The 21,612-nt window shown below is 59.0% G+C and carries 15 protein-coding genes; all 15 read left to right on the top strand.

Going from position 1 to position 21,612, the window contains the following annotated elements:
• Positions 1-36: 36 nt before the first annotated feature.
• The 15 genes from HMJ29_RS13605 (at position 37) to HMJ29_RS13535 (ending at position 21,561) form a co-directional block, all read left to right on the top strand.
• Positions 37-2,499 (top strand): glycoside hydrolase family 2 TIM barrel-domain containing protein, encoded by a 2,463-nt coding sequence (locus tag HMJ29_RS13605; protein WP_244679260.1) that lies wholly within the window; start codon positions 37-39, stop codon positions 2,497-2,499.
• On the top strand, positions 2,500-5,256 hold the full coding sequence (locus HMJ29_RS13600; protein WP_171592008.1) for a glycoside hydrolase family 2 TIM barrel-domain containing protein: 2,757 nt from the start codon (positions 2,500-2,502) through the stop codon (positions 5,254-5,256).
• A 222-nt stretch (positions 5,257-5,478) separates the two neighbouring features.
• On the top strand, positions 5,479-7,725 hold the full coding sequence (gene bglX, locus HMJ29_RS13595; protein WP_171592007.1) for a beta-glucosidase BglX: 2,247 nt from the start codon (positions 5,479-5,481) through the stop codon (positions 7,723-7,725).
• A 221-nt stretch (positions 7,726-7,946) separates the two neighbouring features.
• Positions 7,947-9,128, top strand: coding sequence for an alginate lyase family protein (locus HMJ29_RS13590; RefSeq protein ID WP_253805643.1), 1,182 nt, complete (start codon positions 7,947-7,949; stop codon positions 9,126-9,128).
• A 237-nt stretch (positions 9,129-9,365) separates the two neighbouring features.
• Complete coding sequence (locus tag HMJ29_RS13585) at positions 9,366-10,595, top strand: glycoside hydrolase family 88 protein (RefSeq protein WP_253805642.1); 1,230 nt, start codon at positions 9,366-9,368, stop codon at positions 10,593-10,595.
• 382 nt (positions 10,596-10,977) lie between these two features.
• Positions 10,978-12,138 (top strand): alginate lyase family protein, encoded by a 1,161-nt coding sequence (locus HMJ29_RS13580; protein ID WP_171592006.1) that lies wholly within the window; start codon positions 10,978-10,980, stop codon positions 12,136-12,138.
• 264 nt (positions 12,139-12,402) lie between these two features.
• Positions 12,403-13,080, top strand: a complete 678-nt coding sequence (locus HMJ29_RS13575) for a hypothetical protein (protein WP_171592005.1) — start codon at positions 12,403-12,405, stop codon at positions 13,078-13,080.
• A gap of 102 nt (positions 13,081-13,182) precedes the next feature.
• Positions 13,183-13,734, top strand: coding sequence for a hypothetical protein (locus HMJ29_RS13570; RefSeq protein ID WP_171592004.1), 552 nt, complete (start codon positions 13,183-13,185; stop codon positions 13,732-13,734).
• Between the two features lie 284 nt (positions 13,735-14,018).
• Positions 14,019-14,333, top strand: a complete 315-nt coding sequence (locus HMJ29_RS13565) for a sll1863 family stress response protein (RefSeq protein WP_171592003.1) — start codon at positions 14,019-14,021, stop codon at positions 14,331-14,333.
• A 276-nt stretch (positions 14,334-14,609) separates the two neighbouring features.
• Positions 14,610-15,551, top strand: coding sequence for an alpha/beta fold hydrolase (locus tag HMJ29_RS13560; RefSeq protein ID WP_171592002.1), 942 nt, complete (start codon positions 14,610-14,612; stop codon positions 15,549-15,551).
• 92 nt (positions 15,552-15,643) lie between these two features.
• Positions 15,644-16,228, top strand: a complete 585-nt coding sequence (locus HMJ29_RS13555; RefSeq protein ID WP_216634056.1) for a DUF7010 family protein — start codon at positions 15,644-15,646, stop codon at positions 16,226-16,228.
• A gap of 30 nt (positions 16,229-16,258) precedes the next feature.
• Positions 16,259-17,359: a sensor histidine kinase gene (locus tag HMJ29_RS13550; protein WP_171592001.1), complete on the top strand. Its 1,101-nt coding sequence runs from the start codon at positions 16,259-16,261 to the stop codon at positions 17,357-17,359.
• Positions 17,360-17,376: 17 nt separating this feature from the next.
• Entirely contained in the window at positions 17,377-18,123 is a 747-nt protein-coding gene (locus tag HMJ29_RS13545; RefSeq protein WP_171592000.1) for a LytR/AlgR family response regulator transcription factor, read from the top strand.
• Between the two features lie 112 nt (positions 18,124-18,235).
• Positions 18,236-18,496 carry a hypothetical protein gene (locus HMJ29_RS13540; protein ID WP_171591999.1) on the top strand — a complete coding sequence of 87 codons (261 nt, stop codon included), beginning with the start codon at positions 18,236-18,238 and terminating at the stop codon, positions 18,494-18,496.
• A gap of 227 nt (positions 18,497-18,723) precedes the next feature.
• Positions 18,724-21,561: a S8 family peptidase gene (locus tag HMJ29_RS13535; RefSeq protein ID WP_171591998.1), complete on the top strand. Its 2,838-nt coding sequence runs from the start codon at positions 18,724-18,726 to the stop codon at positions 21,559-21,561.
• Positions 21,562-21,612: the final 51 nt, after the last annotated feature.

The following is a 21,612-nucleotide window of genomic DNA, read 5'->3' as shown; positions in this document are numbered from 1 at the left end:
CCTGCCTCCTCACCCCTACCTGAAAACAACACGAGTTTGAGACTGAATTATAAGCTGATACTGATTTCCCTGTTCCTGACTGGCCTACACCCGGCGTTCAGCCAGCAGAAAACCCGCCTGAACGCCGGCTGGGAATTCGTGCGCCAGGATTTGGGCGGCGTATGGGAGGCCGTGCGCCCCGTAGTGGCCGGCAACCCCGAAAGCGTGCCGCTCTGGGACAAAGTGACGCTGCCGCACTGCTTTAACGCCCGCGACGCCGTGGACCCAGATGTAAACTACTACCAGGGCCCCGGTTGGTACCGCACGCAAGTGGCGGTGCAGAACCCTTACCCCGGCGGCCGCACCCTGCTGCACTTCGAAGGTGCAGGCCAGAAAACCGACGTGTACATCTACACCACCAAAGTAGGTAGCCACGTGGGCGGCTACGATGAGTGGACCGTGGACATCACCCAGGCCGTGGCCGACTTCCAGAAGACGGAGGTCTACCAAAAGCAGTTCAAAGGCCAGATTCCCATTTCCATCCGCTGCGACAACTCCCGCGACCTGGAGATGATACCCTCCGACCTGTCGGATTTTAACGTGTACGGCGGCCTGTACCGCTACCTCAACCTGGAGTACCAGCCCGCGGTGGCACTGAGCCGGTTGGTAGCCAAAGCCGAGGTAGATAAGGCGGGCAAAGCCGGAACGCTCACGGTGAAGGCGGTGCTGCCGGAAACAGCAGCGGCAGGCTCTGCGCCTTTTGCGGTGCGGTTGCTGGACCCACGCGGCAAGCAGGTGGCCCAGTACAAAGGCACCCTGGCCGCGAAACCCGGCGAGCAGGAGTTGCACCGGTTTGCCGTGAAAAGTCCGCGCTTGTGGTCACCAGATGCGCCCCAGCTGTACACCGTGCAGGTGACAGTGGGCACCGGCGCTCAGGCGTATCAGCACAGCGAGAAAGTTGGGTTCCGCCACATTGAGTTTGTGGAGAAGGGCCCCTTTATGCTGAACGGCAAGCGCCTGCTGCTGCGCGGCACGCACCGCCACGAAGACCACGCTGGCGTAGCGGCCGCCATGACCGAGCCCATGATCCGGCAGGAAATGGTGATGATGAAGCAGATGGGCGTGAATTTCATTCGGCTAGGCCACTACCAACAGTCGCGCATTGTGCTGAACCTCTGCGACTCACTGGGCATTACCGTGTGGGAAGAGATACCGTGGTGCCGGGGTGGCCTAGGCGGCCCGGTGTACCAGGCCCAGGCCAAGCGCATGCTCACCAACATGATTGAGCAGCACTACAACCACCCGGCCATCATCATTTGGGGGCTGGGCAATGAGAATGACTGGCCCGGCGACTTCCCCGAGTTTGATAAGCAGAAGATCCGGGCGTTTATGACGGAGCTCAACGACCTCTCCCACCGCCTCGATGCTTCCCGCTACACCGCCATTCGCCGCTGCGACTTCTGTAAGGACATTGTAGATGTGTACTCACCCTCCATTTGGGCGGGCTGGTACCGCGGCATCTACACCGAGTACAAAGAGGTGAGCCGCAAAGAGTTTGAGGGCGTGAAGCGCTTCCTGCACGTGGAGTGGGGCGGCGACAGCCACGCCGGCCGCCACTCCGAAAATCCCGACAACGCCCTGGCCAAAATCACGGCCGGCAAGGGCGCCGATGAGCGGTCCGGCGACGCCTCCCTGTTTGGGGGCAGCGCCCGGGTATCCAAGGATGGCGACTGGAGCGAAACCTACCTCTGCAACCTCGTGGATTGGCACCTGAAGGAGCAGGAAACCATGCCCTGGCTGAGCGGCACGGCCTACTGGCCCTTCAAGGATTTCTCCACGCCCGTGCGCCCCGATAACCCCATTCCCTACATGAACCAGAAGGGCGTTGTGGAGCGTGACTTCACGAAGAAGGAGGCCTACTACGTGTTCCAGTCGTACTGGACGACGCAGCCCATGGCCCGCATTTACGGGCACTCCTGGCCCGTGCGCTGGGGCGACGAGGGCGAGCTGAAACTGGTGAAGGTGTACTCTAACTGCGAGCAGGCCGAGCTGTTTGTGAATGGCAAAAGCTACGGCGTGAAAAAGCGCAACAGCCAGGATTTTCCGGCCGCGGGCCTGCACTGGAACGTGCCCTTCGTGGCCGGTCAAAATCAGGTGCGCGTGGTGGCTCGCCAGGGCAAGCAAACCGTGCAGGACGAAATCAGCTTCCGCTACCAAACCCAGAAATGGGGCAAGCCCACCAAGCTAACCCTCGAAAAGGTAAGCACTGCCAATGGCCTGACCACCGTAGAGGCCAAGCTCTTCGATGCTCAGGGCGTGCAGTGCCTGGATGCGGCCAGCTGGGTAGAATTCTCCCTGGCCGGCGCCGGCAAACTCCACGACGACCTGGGCACCAGCAGCGGCTCGCGCAAGGTGCAGGCCTATAACGGGCGCGCCCTCATTCAGCTGGAAGGCAAACCCGGCCAAACCGTAGTAGCGGTGCAGTCGCCTGGCCTAGAACCCGTATTACTGACGTTGTAAATGAAGTTGATTAATAGAAGCCTTATTAACCGCAGGCCTGATAGCTACCCACGCTCATTATGGCGCGGAGTACTGCTAGGTCTGTGGCTGGCCCTGCTTACGGTTCCTGCTGTGGCCCAGCGCGTAGTACAATCCATCAATAGCAACTGGCTTTTCCGTAAGGATGACGCTGGCCTGACGCCCGCGCAAGCCGCTGCGGCCAAAGGCTGGGAAGCCATTTCCCTGCCCCACACCTGGAACGCTGCCGACGTGCTCGATGATGAGCCGGGCTACTACCGTGGCGTGGGTTGGTACAAGAAAACCCTGTACGTACCCGCCGCCTGGCAGCAGCGCCGCGTGTACCTTTACTTTGAGGGTGCTAACCAGGAAGCCGAAGTATACGTGAACGGGCAACTAGCTGGCCGCCACGCGGGCGGCTACACTGCTTTCCGGGTGCCCCTCAGCGGCCTGCTGAAGTTTAACGGCTCGGCGCCGGCCGCTACCGAGGTGCTGGTCCGCCTCACCAACCGCCACAACCCCGACATTCCGCCCCTCTCCGCCGACTTCACCTTCTACGGCGGTATCTACCGAGACGTGTACCTGGAAGCCGCCGCGCCCGTGCACTTCGACCTCGACAACTACGCCTCCAACGGCACGTTCGTCACCACCCCGGCCGTATCGGCGGAGGCGGCCGACGTAGTAGTGGCGGGCGCCCTGACCAATGAATCGGGTACGGCCCGGAAAGTCACGGTGCTTACCCGGCTGCTAGACCGAGATGGGCGCACGGTGGCGAAGCAACAAACGGCGCTTACCCTCAAAGCGGGAGAAAAGCGCACGTTCCGCCAGCCCCTGCCGCGCCTACGTCAGCCGCAGCTGTGGTCGCCGGATGCGCCTTACCTGTACCGGGCCGTGTCGCAGGTGTTGGAGGGCAAGCAGGCTCCGCCGCTGGATGAAGTAACCAACCAGGTGGGGTTGCGCTGGTATAAGTTTGATGCGGCTCAGGGCTTTTTCCTGAACGGGAAGCACCTCAAGCTCATTGGCACCAACCGCCACCAGGACTACCCTGGCCTAGGCAACGCCTTGCCCAATGCCCTGCATGAGCGCGATGTGCAGCTGCTCAAGCAGCTGGGCGGCAACTTCCTGCGCGTGTCGCACTACCCCCAAGACCCCGCAGTGCTGCAGGCCTGCGACCGGCTGGGCATTCTGGCCTCGGTGGAGATTCCCATTGTGAATGCCATTACCGATTCCAAGGGCTTCTTTGCCAACTGCCTCACCATGCAAACCGAGATGATCCGCCAGGGCTACAACCACCCCAGTGTCATCATTTGGGCCTATATGAACGAGGTGCTGCTGCGCCTGCCCGCCGGTATCAAGCGCGACAACGAGCCGGGCAAAGTGTACCTGCGGCGCGTAAACCGCCTGGCCCAGGAGCTCGACAGCCTGACGCGTCGCGAAGACCCAGCCCGCTACACTATGATCGTTAACCACGGCGACTTTGAGCTGTATCAGCTGGCGGGACTGCCGGCCATTGCCCAGCTCGTGGGCTGGAACCTCTACCAGGGCTGGTACTCCGGTGACCTGGAAGGCTTCCCAAAGTTTCTGGACCGACACCGCCGAGAGCTGCCCACCAAGCCACTGCTGGTAACCGAGTACGGGGCCGACTCCGACGTGCGCCTGCACTCCTTTCAGCCCCAGCGCTTTGATAAAACCTCGGAGTACGCCAACCGCTACCATCAGTTCTACCTGAAAGCCATGCTGGAGCGGCCCTTCGTGGCGGGCAGCACAGTGTGGAACCTGGCCGAGTTCAACTCTGAAACGCGGCAGGAGGCGGTGCCCCACATCAACAACAAAAGCCTGCTCACCGGCGACCGGCAGCCTAAGGATGCCTACTTGTTTTACCAAGCGCACTTAGTTAAATCGCCTTTCCTGAAGATTGGTAGCCGCTCCTGGACGCTCCGCGCCGGCCAAGCCGTAGGCCCCGATTCGCTATTCTGCCGCCAGCCCGTGGAGGTGTACACCAACCAGCCCGCCGTGCGTCTGCTGCTCAATGGCCGCGACCTGGGCACCCGTCCCGCTGAGTTTGGCGTGGCGCGCTTTACCGTGCCGTTTGGCGCGGGCCTGAACCAGCTCCGCGCCCAGGCGCAGGGCCAAGCCATGGAGGACTTCACCGACATCGAGTTCCAACTCCTGCCCACCCGCCTGGACTCTCCGCAGCTGCCGTTCACGGAGCTCAACGTGAGCCTGGGCGACGCGCGCTATTTCACCGATGACAAGCTGCACCAAGTGTGGGTACCGGAACAGGCCTACACGCCCGGCAGCTGGGGCTACGTGGGCGGACAGGCCTACAAACAGCCCGGCGACCGGCTCCCCTACGGCTCCGACCGCGACGTTCTGGGCACTTCCTACGATGCCCTGTACGAAACCCAGCGTCTGGTCCTCAGCCAGTTCCGTCTCGACGTGCCCGACGGTGAGTACGAGGTAGTACTACACTTTGCAGAATTGGAAGCCGCGCCCCAGGGTGAGCAGCTGGTTTATAACCTCTCGGGAAACAGCAACGCCACGGGGGCCACAGCTCTGGGGCAGGCTCGCTCCTTTTCGGTGCTGGTGAACGCGCTGCCGGTGCTGCCCGAGCTGAGCACGGCCACGTATCTGCGGCCGTTGCAGGCCGCGAGCTTTACGGTGCATGCGTCGGCCAGGGAGCACCAAGGCATTGTCGTTGAGTTTACACCCGGGCAGGGACAACCCTTCCTGAACGGCATTCAAGTAAAGCGGCTGTAGCCCGCCGTGGCCGAAAGTCAATCTGCCTGACTTCCGGCTTCCATCACAACTGAAGGACGTGCTTTTTGGTGGCTGCTGGGGCCGCCCACCGGCAGGCAGGTGGTAGGGTGTGGGATTCCTACCGCCGCCGTCGGAAGCAGGCTAGGCCAGGTGGCGCCGAAAAGCACGGCCCTTCAATCCTTTTACTACCCTCTGATTCGGCCCTAGGCCACTTTTTGCTTCATGTTCTCATTTCCTTCCAAATCAGTTCTTCTCCTCGGCACCTTACTGCTCCCGGCCGTCGGGCTGCAAGCCCAACGCACCCCGGCCGGCCCGGCCGCCGTGGAGCAGCGCGTTACGGCCCTGCTAGGCCAGATGACGCTGGAGGAGAAAGTCGGTCAGCTGGTGCAGTACTCGGGGCGGGAGCTGACTGGCCCGGCCAGCAACCGTAAAACCGACCTTCTTAACAGCATCCGGAGCGGGCAGGTGGGCTCCATGCTGAACGTAAAAGGTGTGGCTGACACCCGCGCCATTCAGGCGGAGGCCCTGAAGTCGCGCCTGCACATTCCGCTGCTTTTTGCTCTCGATGTCATTCACGGCTACCAAACCGTATTTCCCGTGCCCCTGGGTGAGGCTGCCTCCTGGGACCTGAAGGCCATCCGCCTGTCGGCGCATATAGCGGCCAAGGAAGCGGCGGCCTCCGGCATTCACTGGACGTTTGCGCCCATGGTAGACGTGGGCCGCGATGCCCGCTGGGGCCGCGTGATGGAAGGCGCCGGCGAGGACACCTACCTCGGCTCCCAAATTGCCAAGGCCCGCGTGCTGGGTTTCCAGGGCGAGAAGCTGGGCGCCACCGATGCCGTGATGGCCTGCGCCAAGCACTTTGCGGCTTACGGTGCTGCCATTGCCGGCCGCGACTACAACGCCGTGGATATGAGCGAGCAGCAGCTCTGGGAAACTTACCTGCCGCCCTTCAAAGCCGCCGCCGATGCCGGCGCGGCCACCTTTATGAACTCCTTTAACACCCTCAACGGGGTGCCCGCCACGGCCAGCAGCCACCTCCAGCGCGACATCCTGAAGGGCCAGTGGAACTACCAGGGATTTGTGGTCAGCGACTGGGGCTCGATTCGGGAGATGGTGCCCTGGGGCTATGCCCCCACCGTGGCTGATGCTGCCCAAAAAGCCATAACGGCCGGCAACGACATGGACATGGAAAACGACGCCTACGGTCCGCACCTGGCCCAGCTGGTACAAAGTGGCCAGGTACCCGTAGCGCTGGTAGATGATGCCGTGCGCCGCGTGCTGCGCAAGAAGTTCGAGCTAGGCCTGTTCGATGACCCCTACAAATTCTCCGATGCCAAGCGCGAGCGAAACGTGCTCCGCGACCCGCAGCACCTGGTAGCCGCCCGTGATGTGGCTCGCAAATCAATGGTGCTGCTCAAAAACGAGAACCGCCTGTTGCCCCTGGGCCAGCAGCGCACCATTGCCGTAATTGGGCCGCTGGGCAAGTCGAAGCGCGACCTAGCCGGCGGCTGGACGGTTATTGCCGATACCGCCCACATTGTGTCGGCGTTTGAGGGCGTAACCCAGCGAGCCGGTAAAAAGGTGCGCCTGCTGTATGCCAAGGGTTGTGAGATAACCGGCAACTCACGCGCGGGCTTTGCCCAAGCCGTAGAAACGGCCAAAGCCGCCGATGTGGTAGTGCTGTGCGTGGGCGAGAGCTGGGACATGAGTGGCGAGGCCAAGTCTCGGGCCGACATTCACTTGCCCGGCGTGCAGGAAGAGCTGTTTCAGGCCCTGAAAGCCACCGGTAAGCCCATAGTGGCCGTAGTCATGGGCGGACGCCCGCTCATCTTCAACACCATGGCCGACCAGGCCGACGCTATTCTCTACGCGTGGTTCCCAGGCTCGGAAGGCGGCCATGCCTTAGCTGATGTGCTCTTCGGCGACTACAACCCCTCGGGCAAGCTTCCCTCCTCTTTCCCCCGCTCGGTAGGCCAGTTGCCGCTCAGCTACCAGCATTACAACACCGGCCGACCCGTCACCAAGCCCACCGATACTCGCTATAAGTCGGCCTATATTGATGAGCTTAACACGCCTCGTTACGCCTTCGGGCACGGGCTGAGCTACACTACCTTCCGCTATGCTGATCTGAAGCTTAGTCAGCCCACCATGCTGCCTTCGGAAACGGTGCAGGTGCAGTTTACCCTGACCAACACCGGCCCTGTAGCCGGCGAAGAAGTGGTGCAGCTGTATCTGCGCGACCTGGTATCGTCGGTGGTGCGGCCCGTGAAGGAGCTGAAGGATTTCCGCAAGGTGATGCTCAAGCCCGGCCAAAGCCAGACCATCAGCTTCACCATCAACCAAGACAAGCTAGCCTTCTACAACTCCCAGCTGCAATGGGCCGCCGAGCCCGGCGACTTCCAGCTCATGCTTGGCAGCGCCTCCGACGATATCCGCCTGGAAAGTAAGCTGGTGCTTGCGCCTTGATGTATGGGGCTGTTGTCTTCTGCCAACCGAAGAATCGTCATGCTGAGCGGGGGAGCCTCAAGCAAAGGACTGAAGCATCTCTACTTCTGGCTAACGAACTGGCCTACGCCTCTCGCTACAAGGCGGTAGAGCTGCTCCGGCTCCGCTCAGCATGCCGAATTGCGTAACCAACGATTATCAGTCATAAGTATTCCCCCCCCCCTAAAGTAGAGGCCCCTTCCATGTCGATGCCCCCCAAGGTCCTTTTCCTCTTCCTGCTTCTACTTCTGCTTGGGTGCTTCGTTGCCCGGGCCGGAGGGCCCGACCGTAAGCTGCAGAAACAAGCGGTAGCAGTACTACGTGCCCAGGTGTTGGCGGAGGCGGCCTGGGCCCTGCAGCAGGCTCCTGGAACCGTTACCAGTGCCCACTCCCCGCGTAGCGCCGGTGGCCCCCACGATTTCTTTTCGGAAGGCGACTACTGGTGGCCCGACCCTGCCACCCCCGCTGGCCCCTACGTGCAGCGCGACGGCCAAACCAACCCCGATAACTTCGTAGCTCACCGAGTGGCCATGATTCGCTTTAGCCGCATTATAGGGGCGCTGGCCTCGGCCTACCAGCTCACCCATGATCCTACATACGTGCGGCACGCCCTGGTGCATTTGCGGGCCTGGTTTACTGATCCGGCCACGCTGATGAACCCTTCCCTGCTTTACGCTCAGGCAATTTCCGGTCGTTTTATCGGGCGTGGCATCGGCATCATCGATACCATTCAGCTGATGGAAGTAGCGCAGGGAGTGCTGGTGATGGAGCCGGCTCTGGGCGCCAGTGATCTGGCGGGAATAAAGAGCTGGTTTGCGCAGTACCTGACCTGGCTTACCACGCATCCTTATGGCCAGGATGAGATGAAGGCAGCCAACAACCACGGCACGTGCTGGGTGATGCAGGTGGCTGCGTTTGCTCGCCTTACTGGCAATCAGGAGCTGCTCACGTTCTGCCGGGAGCGGTACAAAACCGTGCTCCTGCCCTCCCAGATGGCCGCTGATGGTTCTTTCCCCCTGGAAACCAAGCGCACTAAGCCCTACGGCTACTCCCTGTTCAACCTGGACGCCATGACCATGATCTGCCAGATTCTGAGCACCCCCCAGGACAACCTCTGGACCTACCAAACGGCTGATGGCCGCAGCATCCGGCGCGGCATTGAGTACCTCTACCCCTACGTGAAGGACAAAAGCGCGTGGCCCTTCCCCAAGGATGTCATGTACTGGGAAAACTGGCCGGTGGCACAGCCCTTCCTGGTATTGGGCGCTGTGCAGTTCGCCAACAAAGACTGGTTTGCCACCTGGCAGCACCTAGACCACCAGCCTGAGGTACCCGAAGTAGTGCGCAACCTGCCCGTGCGCCACCCGCTCCTCTGGCTGCCATAACTCTACTTAGAAATAGAAAAGCCCGTCATGCTGAGCTTGTCGAAGCCTCTCTACCGCTGGCTAACTACTACTGGCCTAGAGCTATGCAACGAACAGTATAGATGCTTCGACTGCGCGGACGGCAGATAAAGCATGACGGCCTAAGCTAAGCACACCAGTTCTCACTCTTACTTCAGCCTCTAGGCCACTTCATAGGCATTACGAGCCGCGTCAGTTTTCTCCTACTAAAGCCCATTCATGATGAAACTTCATACGCTTGGCCTCGGCCTTCTGTCTCTGCTCGCGGCTCCGGCCCTAGGCCAGTCGGCGCTTACAAAGAAGACGCTTAAGCTGGCCGAAACTCAGGCGGCCCTACTGCTGGAGCAGGTGCCCCTGGCAGTGCAGCAGAAGGCTGTGGCTCCGGGTAAGCTTCCTCCGGTTTCACCCCGTTCGCTCACCCCTACGGGGGAACTGGCAGTAGTACCTTCCAAGGACTGGACCAGCGGCTTTTTCCCCGGCTACTTATGGTTGCTTTCGGAGGCGACGGGCCAGCCCAAATGGCAAACCGCCGCCAGAACCTATACGGCCAACATTGAGCGGGAGAAGCTCGACGTTACCAGTCACGACGTGGGCTTTAAGGTGTACTGCAGCTTCGGCAGCGGCTACCGGCTCACACATGACCCGACTTACCGCGAGGTAATTGTGCAGGCGGCACGCACGCTCAGCACACGCTTTAACCCCAAGGTAGGTGCCATCCGCTCCTGGGACCACCACCGCGAAACCTGGGGCTACCCGGTCATCATCGACAACATGATGAACCTGGAACTGCTGTTTGCGGCCACTCGCCTGTCCGGTGATTCCTCGTTTTACAAGATTGCCGTCAGCCACGCCACCAAAACCCTCAACAACCACTTCCGCCCCGATTTTAGCTCCTACCACGTAGTAGATTACGACACGCTGACGGGCAACGTGGTGAAGCGCACTACTCATCAGGGTGCTGCCAATGAGTCGGCGTGGGCGCGGGGGCAGGGCTGGGCGCTGTACGGCTTCACTATGTGCTACCGCGAAACCAAGAACAAAGCCTACTTAGCCCAGGCCGAGCAGGTGGCTGCATTCATCATGAATCACCCTAACCTGCCCAAAGACCTGGTACCGTACTGGGACTTCAATGCTCCCGGCATTCCCAAAGAGCCCCGCGATGCTTCTGCTGCCGCCATTATGGCCTCGGCACTGTATGAGTTGAGCACCTATAGCCCTGCTAGCGCAGCTCTGTACCGCCGTACGGCCAATAAAATCATGGACAGCCTAAGCAAGCACTATACTGCCAAGCCCGGTGGTAGCCGTGGCTTCCTGCTCCTGCACAGCACCGGTCACAAACCCGCCAACAGCGAAATCGACGTGCCTATCATCTACGCCGACTACTATTTTATGGAAGCGCTGCTGCGCCGCCGCAGCCTGGATACCGGCAAGCAACTATCGTTGCGCTAGAATCAGTTGGCTTGCTGGATCAGTGACGGCTAGGCGTACTTACTCGCTCAGTAGCAGCACAGGCCTGTTGCCGGATAGTAGGCTGGCTTGCTGTTTTGCCACCTCACACGTCCGCACACTCTGAGGTAACGTTGTTAGCAGGCAATATAATTGCCTTACCTGGGTTATGCGGATCGTAAGAAACCTGGTACAGCCAGATTTTGCGCCGCTGGCAGCTACTTCAGCCCTGCGGCATGCTAAGGGGGCAATACCTTGATCCGAAATCGTTTACGCAAATAAAGTGGTGGGTTAGCGCACGGATGCCCGTAAAAAAGCAGGACTTTTTCATGCTTTCCTGACGGAAGCAAAGAACTGTTCTTCTCTACCTAACCCACCAAAACACATGTCGTACACCACTCTGCTTGCTGGTCTTTCCCAGCTGGGCCTCGCCCTCGTACTTACTGCGGTTTCTGGCTGTCAGAAGCCCGAGGCCGCTACTCCGGCCACTAGTGCTACGGGCAGCGCCAACTCTACTATCACCACGTTTCGGCACCCTGGCGTGCTCAACAGCAAAGCCAGCCTTGATTTGGTGGCTTCGCAAGCCAATGCCAGCGATGCCACCCGCCTGGCCGGCTACAATAAAGTGATTGAGTACATGAATCAATACCCGGTGCCTACCTCCTTCCCGGCGGTAGTGTACGTGGTGGGCAGCGGCGGCAGCCCCACCGAAGACCAGATCCGGCGGGATGCGGTGCTGGCCTACGCCTGTGCTTTGCGATGGGTGAAAACCGGCAACGCCACCTATGCGGGGCAGGCCAAGCAAATCCTCAATGGCTACGCCTACAACTTTCAGCGCTACTCCACCTCTCCTAAGCCCGACGGCAGCCCCACGGAGTTTCGGCAAACGTACCTGGAGGCCTCCTGGGTGGCGCCCAACTTTGTGGCGGCGGCTGAAATTATTCGTTACTACCAGGTAAATGGCACCACGGGCGCGGGGTGGTCGGCCACGGATATTGCCAAGTTCAACGACTTCCTTAACAACCTCAAAAACAACTACGTTAATAACGTACCAGGCTCCATCAGTGACATCAACAACTGGCAGGTGTCGTGCGCGTACGCTAAAATGGCCCTGGGCGTGTGGTTCAACAGCACCACCGTTTACGACAACGGATATAATTACCTCCTGGAAGTGATGCCCCAGGTGTTCTACTCCGATGGAGCGGTAAAAGAGCAGCGCGACCGGGACTGCGTGCACCCTCAGTACACCCTGACGGGCCTAACCTACGCCGCCGAAATTGCCCGCATTCAGGGCAACAACACCATTTATGAGTACAACGGCCAACAGATTAAGAATGGATGGAATCGGTTTGAGGACGCTGTAGCCGGCAATTACACCCGCAACTGTAGCGGCAGCCAGATTTTCCCCGGCATTGAAACGGCCTACAACTATTATGGCACGGCCAAGCTAGCCTCGCTGCGCGACCGGCAGGACCCCTATGGGACGCCCGGTGACAAAACCTTCGTGGGCTTCACCTCCTTCACGCACCGCAGCATCGGCCGCTAGGCCTGCTTACCTCTGCAAAAGCAGGCTGGCTACTGAAAAGCCGCCGCTCTACTCTATGTAACCAGTCCGCTTCGGCAGACCGAGAGGCCTACTGCGCTACGCGGGGCTTTTTGGTCTGCCGAAGTGCTTTTGGCCGCCTAACCGCAGGAAAGGTTTTAAGCGTTACATTCTCTAGGCCAGTGCACTGCCTGTGGTGTTGCTAGCGTTATAATGAGGCCACTATATTCCTGCCGCGAGGCGTTAGTACTATCTTACCCAGCAGCTATGCTACTCCGGCTTGTTCGTCGTCTGCCACGCCTGCTCTTCGCCCCCGCCTTGTTGCTTGACTTAGCCGCTCTGCTCCTCATTAGCGGCATTTTACTTGGCAGTTTACCCAACAAGCAGCAAACGATACTGCAGATTACGATGCCTCTCAAACGCCAGAAGACGCGTCTAGACGACTATGGTATGCGGTTCGAATTACCCTCCCCCGCAGAGTTACGCCAGCTACGCCAATGGCAAACCGTAATGCTTGTGGGTAGTCAGCCCGCCGATAGCTTAAATCTTGAGCTCTTCAGACGGAAGGTGGAACACATGCTGCAGTTCCCTGATAACACTAGGGGAATAGCACTACGCTTTGGTTCGCAGGCACGCTTTGGCCGCATTGTTGACGCGCTAGACTGCGTTCAGCAGCTTGATGCCAAGAAATACCTGCTTGATATTCAGTCGCCGGCCCCAGCATTGTATGTGTTAACCGACGCCCGCCAGCAGCCTAAGCCACTCACTACCTTCGCTTCCCCTATTACGGCGCCAACGCCTGATTCTGCCTCCTCTGCCACCAGCCGTTGGGTGCAACAAGTAGGCGCACCTTTGCATCATCCGGCCTGGGGTACAGCCTTGCTCGCCTGCTTCGGCCTGGCGGCCCTTGGCACCACCATTTACCTTATTCGTGAGTTATCTTGACCCGATATACTACGCACTTCCTGCTCCCTTACTTGCAGCCGGAATACTCTTACTTAGCGTAAATCACGGAATCTGACGCGCTGAAATTGCGTTCTTCCTTCTATGCCTGCTCTCTCCCCCGACCTGCGTAAAGCGCTTCTTAACCTCCCCCAGAAAGAAAAGGACCAGCTACTCACCCGCCTCGTGAGCCAAGATGCCGTACTTACGGAGCAGCTCAGCTACCGCCTCTTAGAGGGTGATGACGCGCTGGAACAGCGCCGCTTGCGCCTGCGCACTCAGGTAGACGACCCCGTGCGTGGCTACCACCAAACCCCCAACGACCTGCTCCACATTGTGCGGCAACTGCAAGGCCGCCTGGCCTACCACACCCGCATCACCGGCGACCTGTTTGGCGAGGTAGAGCTAACTCTTCGGCTGTTAACCAACGTGTTGCGCCACCAGCCCGAGGCGGTGAGCCGCTTGCACGGTCCCACTCAGCCCTTGCTGCAGCACCTAGCCCGCCGCACCCACGAGGCCCTAAAGCAAGCCGCCAAGCTCCACGAAGACTACCACGTAGAACTAGAGCCTGCCACCAACGAACTGCTTACCTTACTCTACGCCTCCGCCGCCGCACCCCTAGCCCGCGAGCTAGGCGTACCCATGGTGAAGTTGTGACGTGTCATTGCGAGGAGGTACGACGAAGCAATCTTTCCTTGTCCGTGCGCTAAACTCTAATCTACTCAAAAGCCCTTACCACCTGCGTGGACCTAAGGGCTTTTCTTTTTTCAGGCTCGTGCAACGACGCAGGAAGAATTGCTTCGTCCTGCGTCCTCGCAATGACACGTCACAACTTCACCAGTTCACCGTGGGTACGCTATGTATCTTTTCTGGCGCGAAAACAGTACGCTAAGTGTTGACTGCCCTATTACGCGGTTGCCTCTCACTAATTACTTTTCGCTATGTCTGCTACGCCTTCTCCTGAGCACGTGCGCATCCCTACGCACCTGTCTGCCGCCGAGCTTCACCAAGCCCTTGATGAGTTGGATGCCAAAATCCGCACCCTGCAAAACCGCGCCCACGCCACTACCTCCAACTCCCAGCACACCTACCACGAGCACATTGCCGCCTTGGAAACCAAGCGTGCTGGGCTAGCAGCCCAACTAAAGGATGCCCCCGCCGCTCAAACCCCACCCTCCGATTCTGACCGCAGCACCTGGGACGAAATCTGGCGTGGTATTGAAAACCTGCGCAACGATTTGCGCAACATCATTTAGCATACCACTACTTTCTAGGCCAGTAAATAACGCCCTTGCCGGTGGTTTACTGGCCTAGCTGTTTCCGGCCGCAACTGTAAGCCCTGCCTTTGGTGGGGCTTTTTAGTTGCCTGCTTTTTTGCTGTGCCAGGCCAGTAGCGGTTAAGCAGCCCCGCAGATCAGCGGGCCAATCCAGCAGTTCGGCGGGCCAATTTACCGTTCACTGAAATTCAGTTCTTAAAGGGCTAGGGGTAGGCTAGGTTTGAATCATCAATCAACCACCAACTGCCTTACCCCATGAACCTGACTGCCTCTCTCCGCTCCTGCTGTGCCGCCATTTTGCTCCTGAGTGCTACCACTACGGCGGCCTTGGCTACTTCACCAGCATTGGCAACATCTGCCCCAACCGATACCCCGGCCGCGCATCCTGCTTTCACGGTGCAGGTGGTGGGTAAGGGCCAGCCCATGTTGTTGATTCCGGGCCTTACGTGCCCTGGTGCCGTGTGGGAGGCAACCGTAGCCCACTACCAGAAGCAGTACCAGTGCCACGTGGTGTCGTTGGCGGGGTTTGGGGGCACACCTGCCCTGCCTAACACGCAGCAGTTCCTGCAGCAGGTCCGCGACCAGCTGCTGGCCTACATCAAAACCCAGAAACTGAACCGCCCCGTGGTGGTAGGCCACAGCCTGGGCGGTTTCATGGGCCTGTGGCTGAGCGCCACCCAGCCCGAAGCCGTAGGCCCCTTGGTTATTGTAGACTCGCTGCCCTTCCTGGCCGCCATTCAAAACCCTTCGCTTACGGTTGAGCAGGCCAAGCCCATGGCCGAAAACATGCGCCAGCAGATGAGCCAGGGCAAGATGTCGGCGGCTATGGCTCGCCAGACCTCGGCCTCCATGATGACCGATACCGCCCGCATTTCTCAGGCCACCCGCTGGTCGTTGGCTTCTGACCCCGCCACCGTAGCCCAGGCCTACTACGACCTAATGACCACCGATCTTCGCCAGGATGTAACCCGCATTCAGCAGCCCGTACTGGTGCTGGGCGCCTGGGCCGCCTACAAGGCATATGGCTCTACCAAAGAGGGCACCAAGGCCGTGTTTGAGCAGCAGTACGCCAAGCTACCCCAGCACCGCGTTGAAATGTCGGAGGCAGGCAAGCATTTTCTGATGTGGGATGATACGCAGTGGTTTTTTGCCCAAACCGATGCCTTCCTGAAGCAGAACAGTGTAGCCAAGAAGTAGCAAACAGCTTTACGAGCACGCTCAACGGCAGGGCCGCCCCGGCAGCTCTGCCGTTTTTCCTCAACATCTCCCACGAAAAACACCTGGTGGTTATGCTTCTGCAAAAAGACTTCATGGCCCTGCGGCTTGAGCTGTCGGTGAAGGCTAAGAATGGGCTTGATTTCATAGTGGCCGCAAGCGTGGTCTGGGCCGCAATTGCCTTCATCTGGATGTTGCCGCACTCACCCGCGCACAAAGCCTTTATTACCTTCTTGGTAGGGGCCGCTACAATGCCCCTGGCCTGGCTTTTCTCCAGAGTGTTGCGCACCACCTGGCGCCTCCCGCACAATCCGCTCCAGCCCTTAGGCCTATGGCTGAATGTTGCGCAGCTGTTTTATTTCCCCTTTCTTATGTTCATTTATAGCAAGTACCCCTCCTCCTTTATCATGACCTACGGCATAATCACGGGGGCCCATTTCTTTCCGTATGCCTGGTTTTACTGTGCCCGCCCCTATGCGGCTATGGCGGGCGTAATTCCGGTGGGCTGCCTGGTGCTGGGCCTGCGGTTGGCCGTAGCGCAGCTGTATATGATTCCGGTTTTTATGGTTTGCTCTTTATTGGTGCTGAGCGGATTATTAATCATTTCTTACCGCCACAACAGACAGGCCTACGCTAGCCTAGCGGTGCCGGCCCATTAGCCTGGTTTACTGCTGTCATCCGTTTTTACTATGTTTTCCTACGCCGCCGTTCCTCCTCCTACCCGCTTATATTGGCGCTGCCAACTAATTGGCTGGAGTTTGTACTTCGTCATCTGCCTGGTAGCCTTTGCCTTCATGGGTGCGGCCTCCGCCGACATGGTAAAGATTACCCTGGCTATTGCGGCTACCATGCTGGCCATTACGCACTGGCTCCGCTACCACCTGCGAGCCAATAAGTGGGAGCAGTTGCCGCCCCTGCCGCTGTTGGGGCGCCTGCTGGTTGCTCACGCCTTGTTATCATTACTCAGCCAGGTAATTATCGGGGCGCTGATTATAGTACTGATTAAACCGGCCCCCGATGGGAATCCGCATGGCTGGGCGCAGTTTTTCGGGTATGCCATCAACGTAAATATTCTGTTGTGGCTGTGGGCTGGGTTTTACTTCGGCTGGCACTACCTCACGCGCTACAAACAAGCAGAGGTAGATAAGTGGAAGCTGGCCACGTCGGTGCAGGAAGCTGAAATGCGCACCCTCAAGGCCCAGATCAACCCGCACTTCATGTTCAATGGGCTCAACAACATTAGGGCCCTGGTGATGGAAGACCCCGGCCGGGCCCGCGACATGATAACCCACCTCTCCGACCTGTTGCGCTATTCCATTCAGCTAAACAGCGCTGAGCAGGTGCCTCTGGGCCGGGAACTGGAAATTGTAGAGCACTACCTGCAACTGGAGGCGCTGCAGTTGGAAGAGCGCCTGACCTACTCCCTCGACGTTGACCCCGCGGCCCTACCAGTCCAGATTCCGCCCATGACGCTGCAGCTGCTGGTGGAAAATGCCATCAAGCATGGTATTTCTCCGCGGCCCGAGGGGGGCTTCATCCGGCTGCGGGCGCAACTGGCGCCTGCGGCTCACAACCTGCACATTGAAGTACGGAGCACGGGGCAGTACCAGCCCCAACCCGGTCACGAGGGAGTGGGCCTGCGTAATGCCCGCGAGCGGCTGGCCCTATTATATGGGGCCAGTGCTGCGCTGCGCATCACCAACGACCCTGCCCAACCGGAGGTAGTAGTGGCGGAGCTGCAGCTGCCCTTCATTGCGGCACCGGTTCCCTCCCTCGCAACTAGCTATTAATCTGTCAAGATACCTTCATGAACGTTTTACTGGTGGATGACTCCCGCCTGGCGCGCGCTGAACTGCGCCACTTACTACAGGCTTTTCCGGACGTGCAGATTGTAGGGGAAGCGCGTCATGCGGCTGAAGCGCGCACCCAGTTGCGGCAGCTCCAGCCCGATTTGCTGTTTCTTGATATTCATATGCCCGGCGAAACGGGGTTTGAGCTGCTGGCTACGCTTGATCAGGCTCCGCACGTCATTTTTACCACGGCCTATGATGAGTACGCCCTAAGAGCCTTTGAGGTAAATGCCCTGGATTATTTGCTTAAGCCAGTGCAGGAAATGCGGCTAGCTGCGGCGCTAGAGAAGGCCCGTACCAAGTTGGCCGTTCAGGCCGTACCGGAGCTGGTGGGCCCGGGCCCCACCGATGAGCCGGCCCCCACCCCGCTTACTGCCCAGGATCAGGTGTTTGTGAAGGATGGGGAGCGATGCTGGTTTGTGCGGCTGGCCGATATCAAGCTGTTTGAAATCAACGGGAGCTACACCCAAATCTACTTCGACCAGCACCGCCCCCTTATTCCGCGCACCCTGCAGCACCTGGAGGCCCGCCTCGACCCAAAGGTTTTTTTTCGGGCTAATCGACAGCAAATCATTAATCTGAAGTGGATTGCGGGCATTGAACCTTGGTTCAGCAACACGCTTAAGATTCAGCTACGCGATGGGCCGGAGGTGGAAGTTTCGCGTCAGCAGTCGGTGCGGTTTCGGGAGCTTATGAGCCTGTAAAAAGAGCAGTAAATCAAGTATTTTGCATCTTTTTTGGGCTTGTAATAGTACAATGAGGAGAGCTTGTTGCTCGCTGCCCGCCGGCAGAACCTCCCACCGAGACTCTCTTCCCATGAAAGCATTTCTCTATATATCCGCCATAGGCCTAGGCCTGCTCAGTGCCTCCTGCTCGCAAGAAAAGATACTTCATAACCCTAAGAGCAGTTATGGGTCAGTAAAGATGAAAGGCGCTAAGCGCGGCAACGACAAGTCTCAATTCAAGAAGAACCGCAACCCAATTGGCTTGGGGCTTGATATGAATGGTAACAATCCTTACAAGTTCCGCATGGTAGATTCCGGTAAGCCGTATAAGTACAGCAACAAGCCTAAATAACGCTCCTACTTCCATTCTGGAAACACAAAAAGGCTGCTCTGATAAAGGGTAGCCTTTTTGTGTTTTAGAGAGACTCTCAACCCAGCTTCCTTGATTAATGAAAACCAGTAATGGCTAAACACTACTTAATATCTGCTGAAAAATTTGGTTAACCATCCGCACTCCTTTCGGAGTCCGGAAATGTTAATTTTACGTACTTAAACTTTGTTGCTTGCGGATTCTGCTGGATGGCTAGATTTTTACTCTGTTCCTTACTTTTCTGGGTAACTCTAGGCCTCCTGGCTCAGCCCGGTACGGCTCAGGTGCCGGGTGCCCCCACGCCCGTAGGGTCCGGCACGACGCTAGAGCCCGGCCGACTGATATTCCGGCTCAAGCCGGCTTACGCAGCCCAGGCCCGCGCAAACGGCGTGGCTGTAACTGCCCTGCAAACGGCTCTTGCCGGGGTAGGAGCCACTTCTGTGCAGCAAAAGTTTCCGCAGGCGCAGGAGGTAGCTTCTAAGCGGCCCGGTGCCGTTGACCTAAGCCTACTCTACCAAGTGGAGTTTGACCGCCGCCTGGCTCCTGAAAAGGCCTGCCAGCAGCTGTTGCTCAGTGGCGCCGTAGAGTATGCAGAGCCCCGCTACAGCCGCCAGCCACTATACCTCCCCAACGATCCCCTGGCCGATTCTACTACTGCCAGCGGCCAGTACTACCTTAAGAATATCAGGGCTTACAGGGCCTGGGATGTTACCCAGGGAGATACCAGCATGGTTATCGGGATTATCGACGGCGGCACCCGCTACACGCACGAAGACCTGGCGAGCCAGATTCAGTATAACCGCCTCGACCCTATTGACGGAATTGACAACGACCACGACGGGTACATTGACAACTACCGGGGCTGGGATTTTGCCGACAATGACAATGATGCCACCCGCGAAGCCAATAGCGTGCACGGCATTCTGGTTGCGGGGTGTGCCGCCGGAGCCGTTAATAACGGTAAGGGCATTGCCGGAGTAGGCTTCAAATGCCGTTTCATGCCCCTGAAGATATACCCCAGCACTCCTGCAGGCAGCTTTGGTGGCTTTGAGGCCATTGTGTACGCCGCTGATCATGGGTGTCAAGTCATTAACCTTTCGTGGGGCGGCGAAGGAGGCCGCTCGCAGTTTGAGCAGGATATCATCAACTACGCGGCCATCAACCATGATGTAGTAATTGTGGCTGCCGCAGGTAACACCAACGATGATCTGGACTTCTACCCTGCCAGCTACAACAACGTTATCTCGGTGGCCTCCTTACTGCCCTCCGATGAAAAAGGCACCAATGCCACCTATAGTCGGCGCGTAGACCTCTCTGCCCCTGGCCTCCAGATTCTGACTACCTTCGGCAACAACGATTCTGACTATATCGCCGTGGGTGGCTCTTCATTCGCGGCGCCTCTGGTTGCCGGGGCGGCGGCGTTGGTGCGGGTACGGTTTCCGCAGTTTAACGCGGCACAAGTAGCCGCGCAGCTGCGCCAGACCGCCGATAACATCTACCAACTGCCAGGCAACACCGCGTATGCTGGCAAACTGGGTGCGGGCAGGTTAAACGTGCTGCGGGCCGTAGCTCTCACCGATCGGCACTCCGCCCGCATTATGAGCAGCACCATCACCCCGGCCCGAGCCGCATTCTTACCCGGTGATGCCCTACAACTTACCGCGGAGGTGCAAAACCTGCTTTTGCCGGTAACCAACTTACGCATTACGGTCACTTCGCTCTCGCCTTACCTTGCAGTGCAGCAAGGTACATTTACAGCGGGCGCCCTGGCTACGTTACAGCGGGCTACCAACAGTGCCACTCCGTTTCGGCTGGATGTGGCCGGCACGGTTCCACTGAATACCTCGGCGGTGCTGCGCTATCATTTGGAGGATGCCGCCACCGGCTACCAGGAAGACCAGTATACCACGGTGCTGCTGAACCCCGATTATGTGGTGCTGGATGCTAATAACCTGCGCCTCACTTTAACCAGCCGGGGCAAGCTAGGCTACGTAACCCTCAACAACAGCATTGGGGAAGGTGTACGCTACAAAGGCGGGGCACCGCTACTATATGAAGGGGGCCTACTGGTAGCCACCTCGCCTACCCGCGTTTCCAACAATCTGCGTAACAATTGGCCTAAAGCAGACCAGAGCTTCTACTCCCTGGCGCGCGCCACCTTGCGCGACCAGACCGTGCGCGCCGATCAGGAGGCCTATGCGGTGTTCCGCGACTCCTTGCCCGGCGATACCCGCAGCCGCACGGTGGGCGTACAGGTAAGGCAGGTGGCCTACGCCTGGGCAGCTGATCCGCACCGCGACTACGTAATTCTGGAGTATCACCTCACCAACCTTACTCCCGACACCCTCCGCCCCTTGCACGCGGGCCTGTTCATGGATTGGGATCTGGCGCCGGATGCTACGCGCAACACCGCCGGCTGGGACTCTACCCGAGCCTTGGCTTACGTGTATGCGCCCGCTTCTCCGAACCTATTTGTGGGGGTTAAGCACCTGGTGGGTGGGAAGCCCAGCGTATACTCTATCACCGATGCCCCCACGGCCCCAGTGTATTTGGGCAATGGGTTTACTACTGCCGAGAAATTCCTGAGCCTGAGCAGTGGTACTCGCAATGCCACCGCTGGCTTCCCGTTGGGTGCCGATGTAGCGCAGGTTACGGGAGCTGCCATACCCCGCTTAGCCCCCCACGACTCAGTAGTGGTAGCGTTTGCGGTACTGGCGGCCCCCTCACTGGCCCAGCTACAGACTACTGCCGAGGCGGCCCAGTCACGGTACTCCCTGCTCCTGCCAGTACGGGCGCCCCTGGCCAAAGCGGGCATCCAGCTATACCCCAACCCCAGCAACGGGCGGGTGCAGCTGGTGCTGCCAAGTAGCCTGGGCTCGGCTAGGGTGCAGGTAATTTCTGCGCTAGGCCAGGTTGTGCTGAGCCAAAGCGTAACGTCCGGCGCTTCTACCCTGCTCAACCTAACCCAACAGGCCGCTGGCATATATGTGGTGCAGGTTGCCACAGCGGCGGGCGTATTTAGCCAGCGCTTGGCCGTGCAGCAGTAAGTATTAGTGCGATGATACCTAGGGTAACCCAGGCAATTCACATGGCCCTTG

This window comes from Hymenobacter taeanensis, from assembly GCF_013137895.1.
Lineage (GTDB): Bacteria > Bacteroidota > Bacteroidia > Cytophagales > Hymenobacteraceae > Hymenobacter > Hymenobacter taeanensis.
Note: the sequence above shows the minus strand (reverse complement) of the source record. Positions and strands in the feature narration are given on the sequence as shown.

Excerpts from the sequence above, each read along its gene's own strand:
- HMJ29_RS13600 (WP_171592008.1), top strand. The coding sequence starts at position 2,500 with ATGAAGTTGATTAATAGAAGCCTTATTAACCGCAGGCCTGATAGCTAC.
- bglX (WP_171592007.1), top strand. The coding sequence starts at position 5,479 with ATGTTCTCATTTCCTTCCAAATCAGTTCTTCTCCTCGGCACCTTACTG.
- HMJ29_RS13590 (WP_253805643.1), top strand. The coding sequence starts at position 7,947 with ATGTCGATGCCCCCCAAGGTCCTTTTCCTCTTCCTGCTTCTACTTCTG.
- HMJ29_RS13585 (WP_253805642.1), top strand. The coding sequence starts at position 9,366 with ATGATGAAACTTCATACGCTTGGCCTCGGCCTTCTGTCTCTGCTCGCG.
- HMJ29_RS13580 (WP_171592006.1), top strand. The coding sequence starts at position 10,978 with ATGTCGTACACCACTCTGCTTGCTGGTCTTTCCCAGCTGGGCCTCGCC.
- HMJ29_RS13575 (WP_171592005.1), top strand. The coding sequence starts at position 12,403 with ATGCTACTCCGGCTTGTTCGTCGTCTGCCACGCCTGCTCTTCGCCCCC.
- HMJ29_RS13570 (WP_171592004.1), top strand. The coding sequence starts at position 13,183 with ATGCCTGCTCTCTCCCCCGACCTGCGTAAAGCGCTTCTTAACCTCCCC.
- HMJ29_RS13565 (WP_171592003.1), top strand. The coding sequence starts at position 14,019 with ATGTCTGCTACGCCTTCTCCTGAGCACGTGCGCATCCCTACGCACCTG.
- HMJ29_RS13560 (WP_171592002.1), top strand. The coding sequence starts at position 14,610 with ATGAACCTGACTGCCTCTCTCCGCTCCTGCTGTGCCGCCATTTTGCTC.
- HMJ29_RS13555 (WP_216634056.1), top strand. The coding sequence starts at position 15,644 with ATGCTTCTGCAAAAAGACTTCATGGCCCTGCGGCTTGAGCTGTCGGTG.
- HMJ29_RS13550 (WP_171592001.1), top strand. The coding sequence starts at position 16,259 with ATGTTTTCCTACGCCGCCGTTCCTCCTCCTACCCGCTTATATTGGCGC.
- HMJ29_RS13545 (WP_171592000.1), top strand. The coding sequence starts at position 17,377 with ATGAACGTTTTACTGGTGGATGACTCCCGCCTGGCGCGCGCTGAACTG.
- HMJ29_RS13540 (WP_171591999.1), top strand. The coding sequence starts at position 18,236 with ATGAAAGCATTTCTCTATATATCCGCCATAGGCCTAGGCCTGCTCAGT.
- HMJ29_RS13535 (WP_171591998.1), top strand. The coding sequence starts at position 18,724 with ATGGCTAGATTTTTACTCTGTTCCTTACTTTTCTGGGTAACTCTAGGC.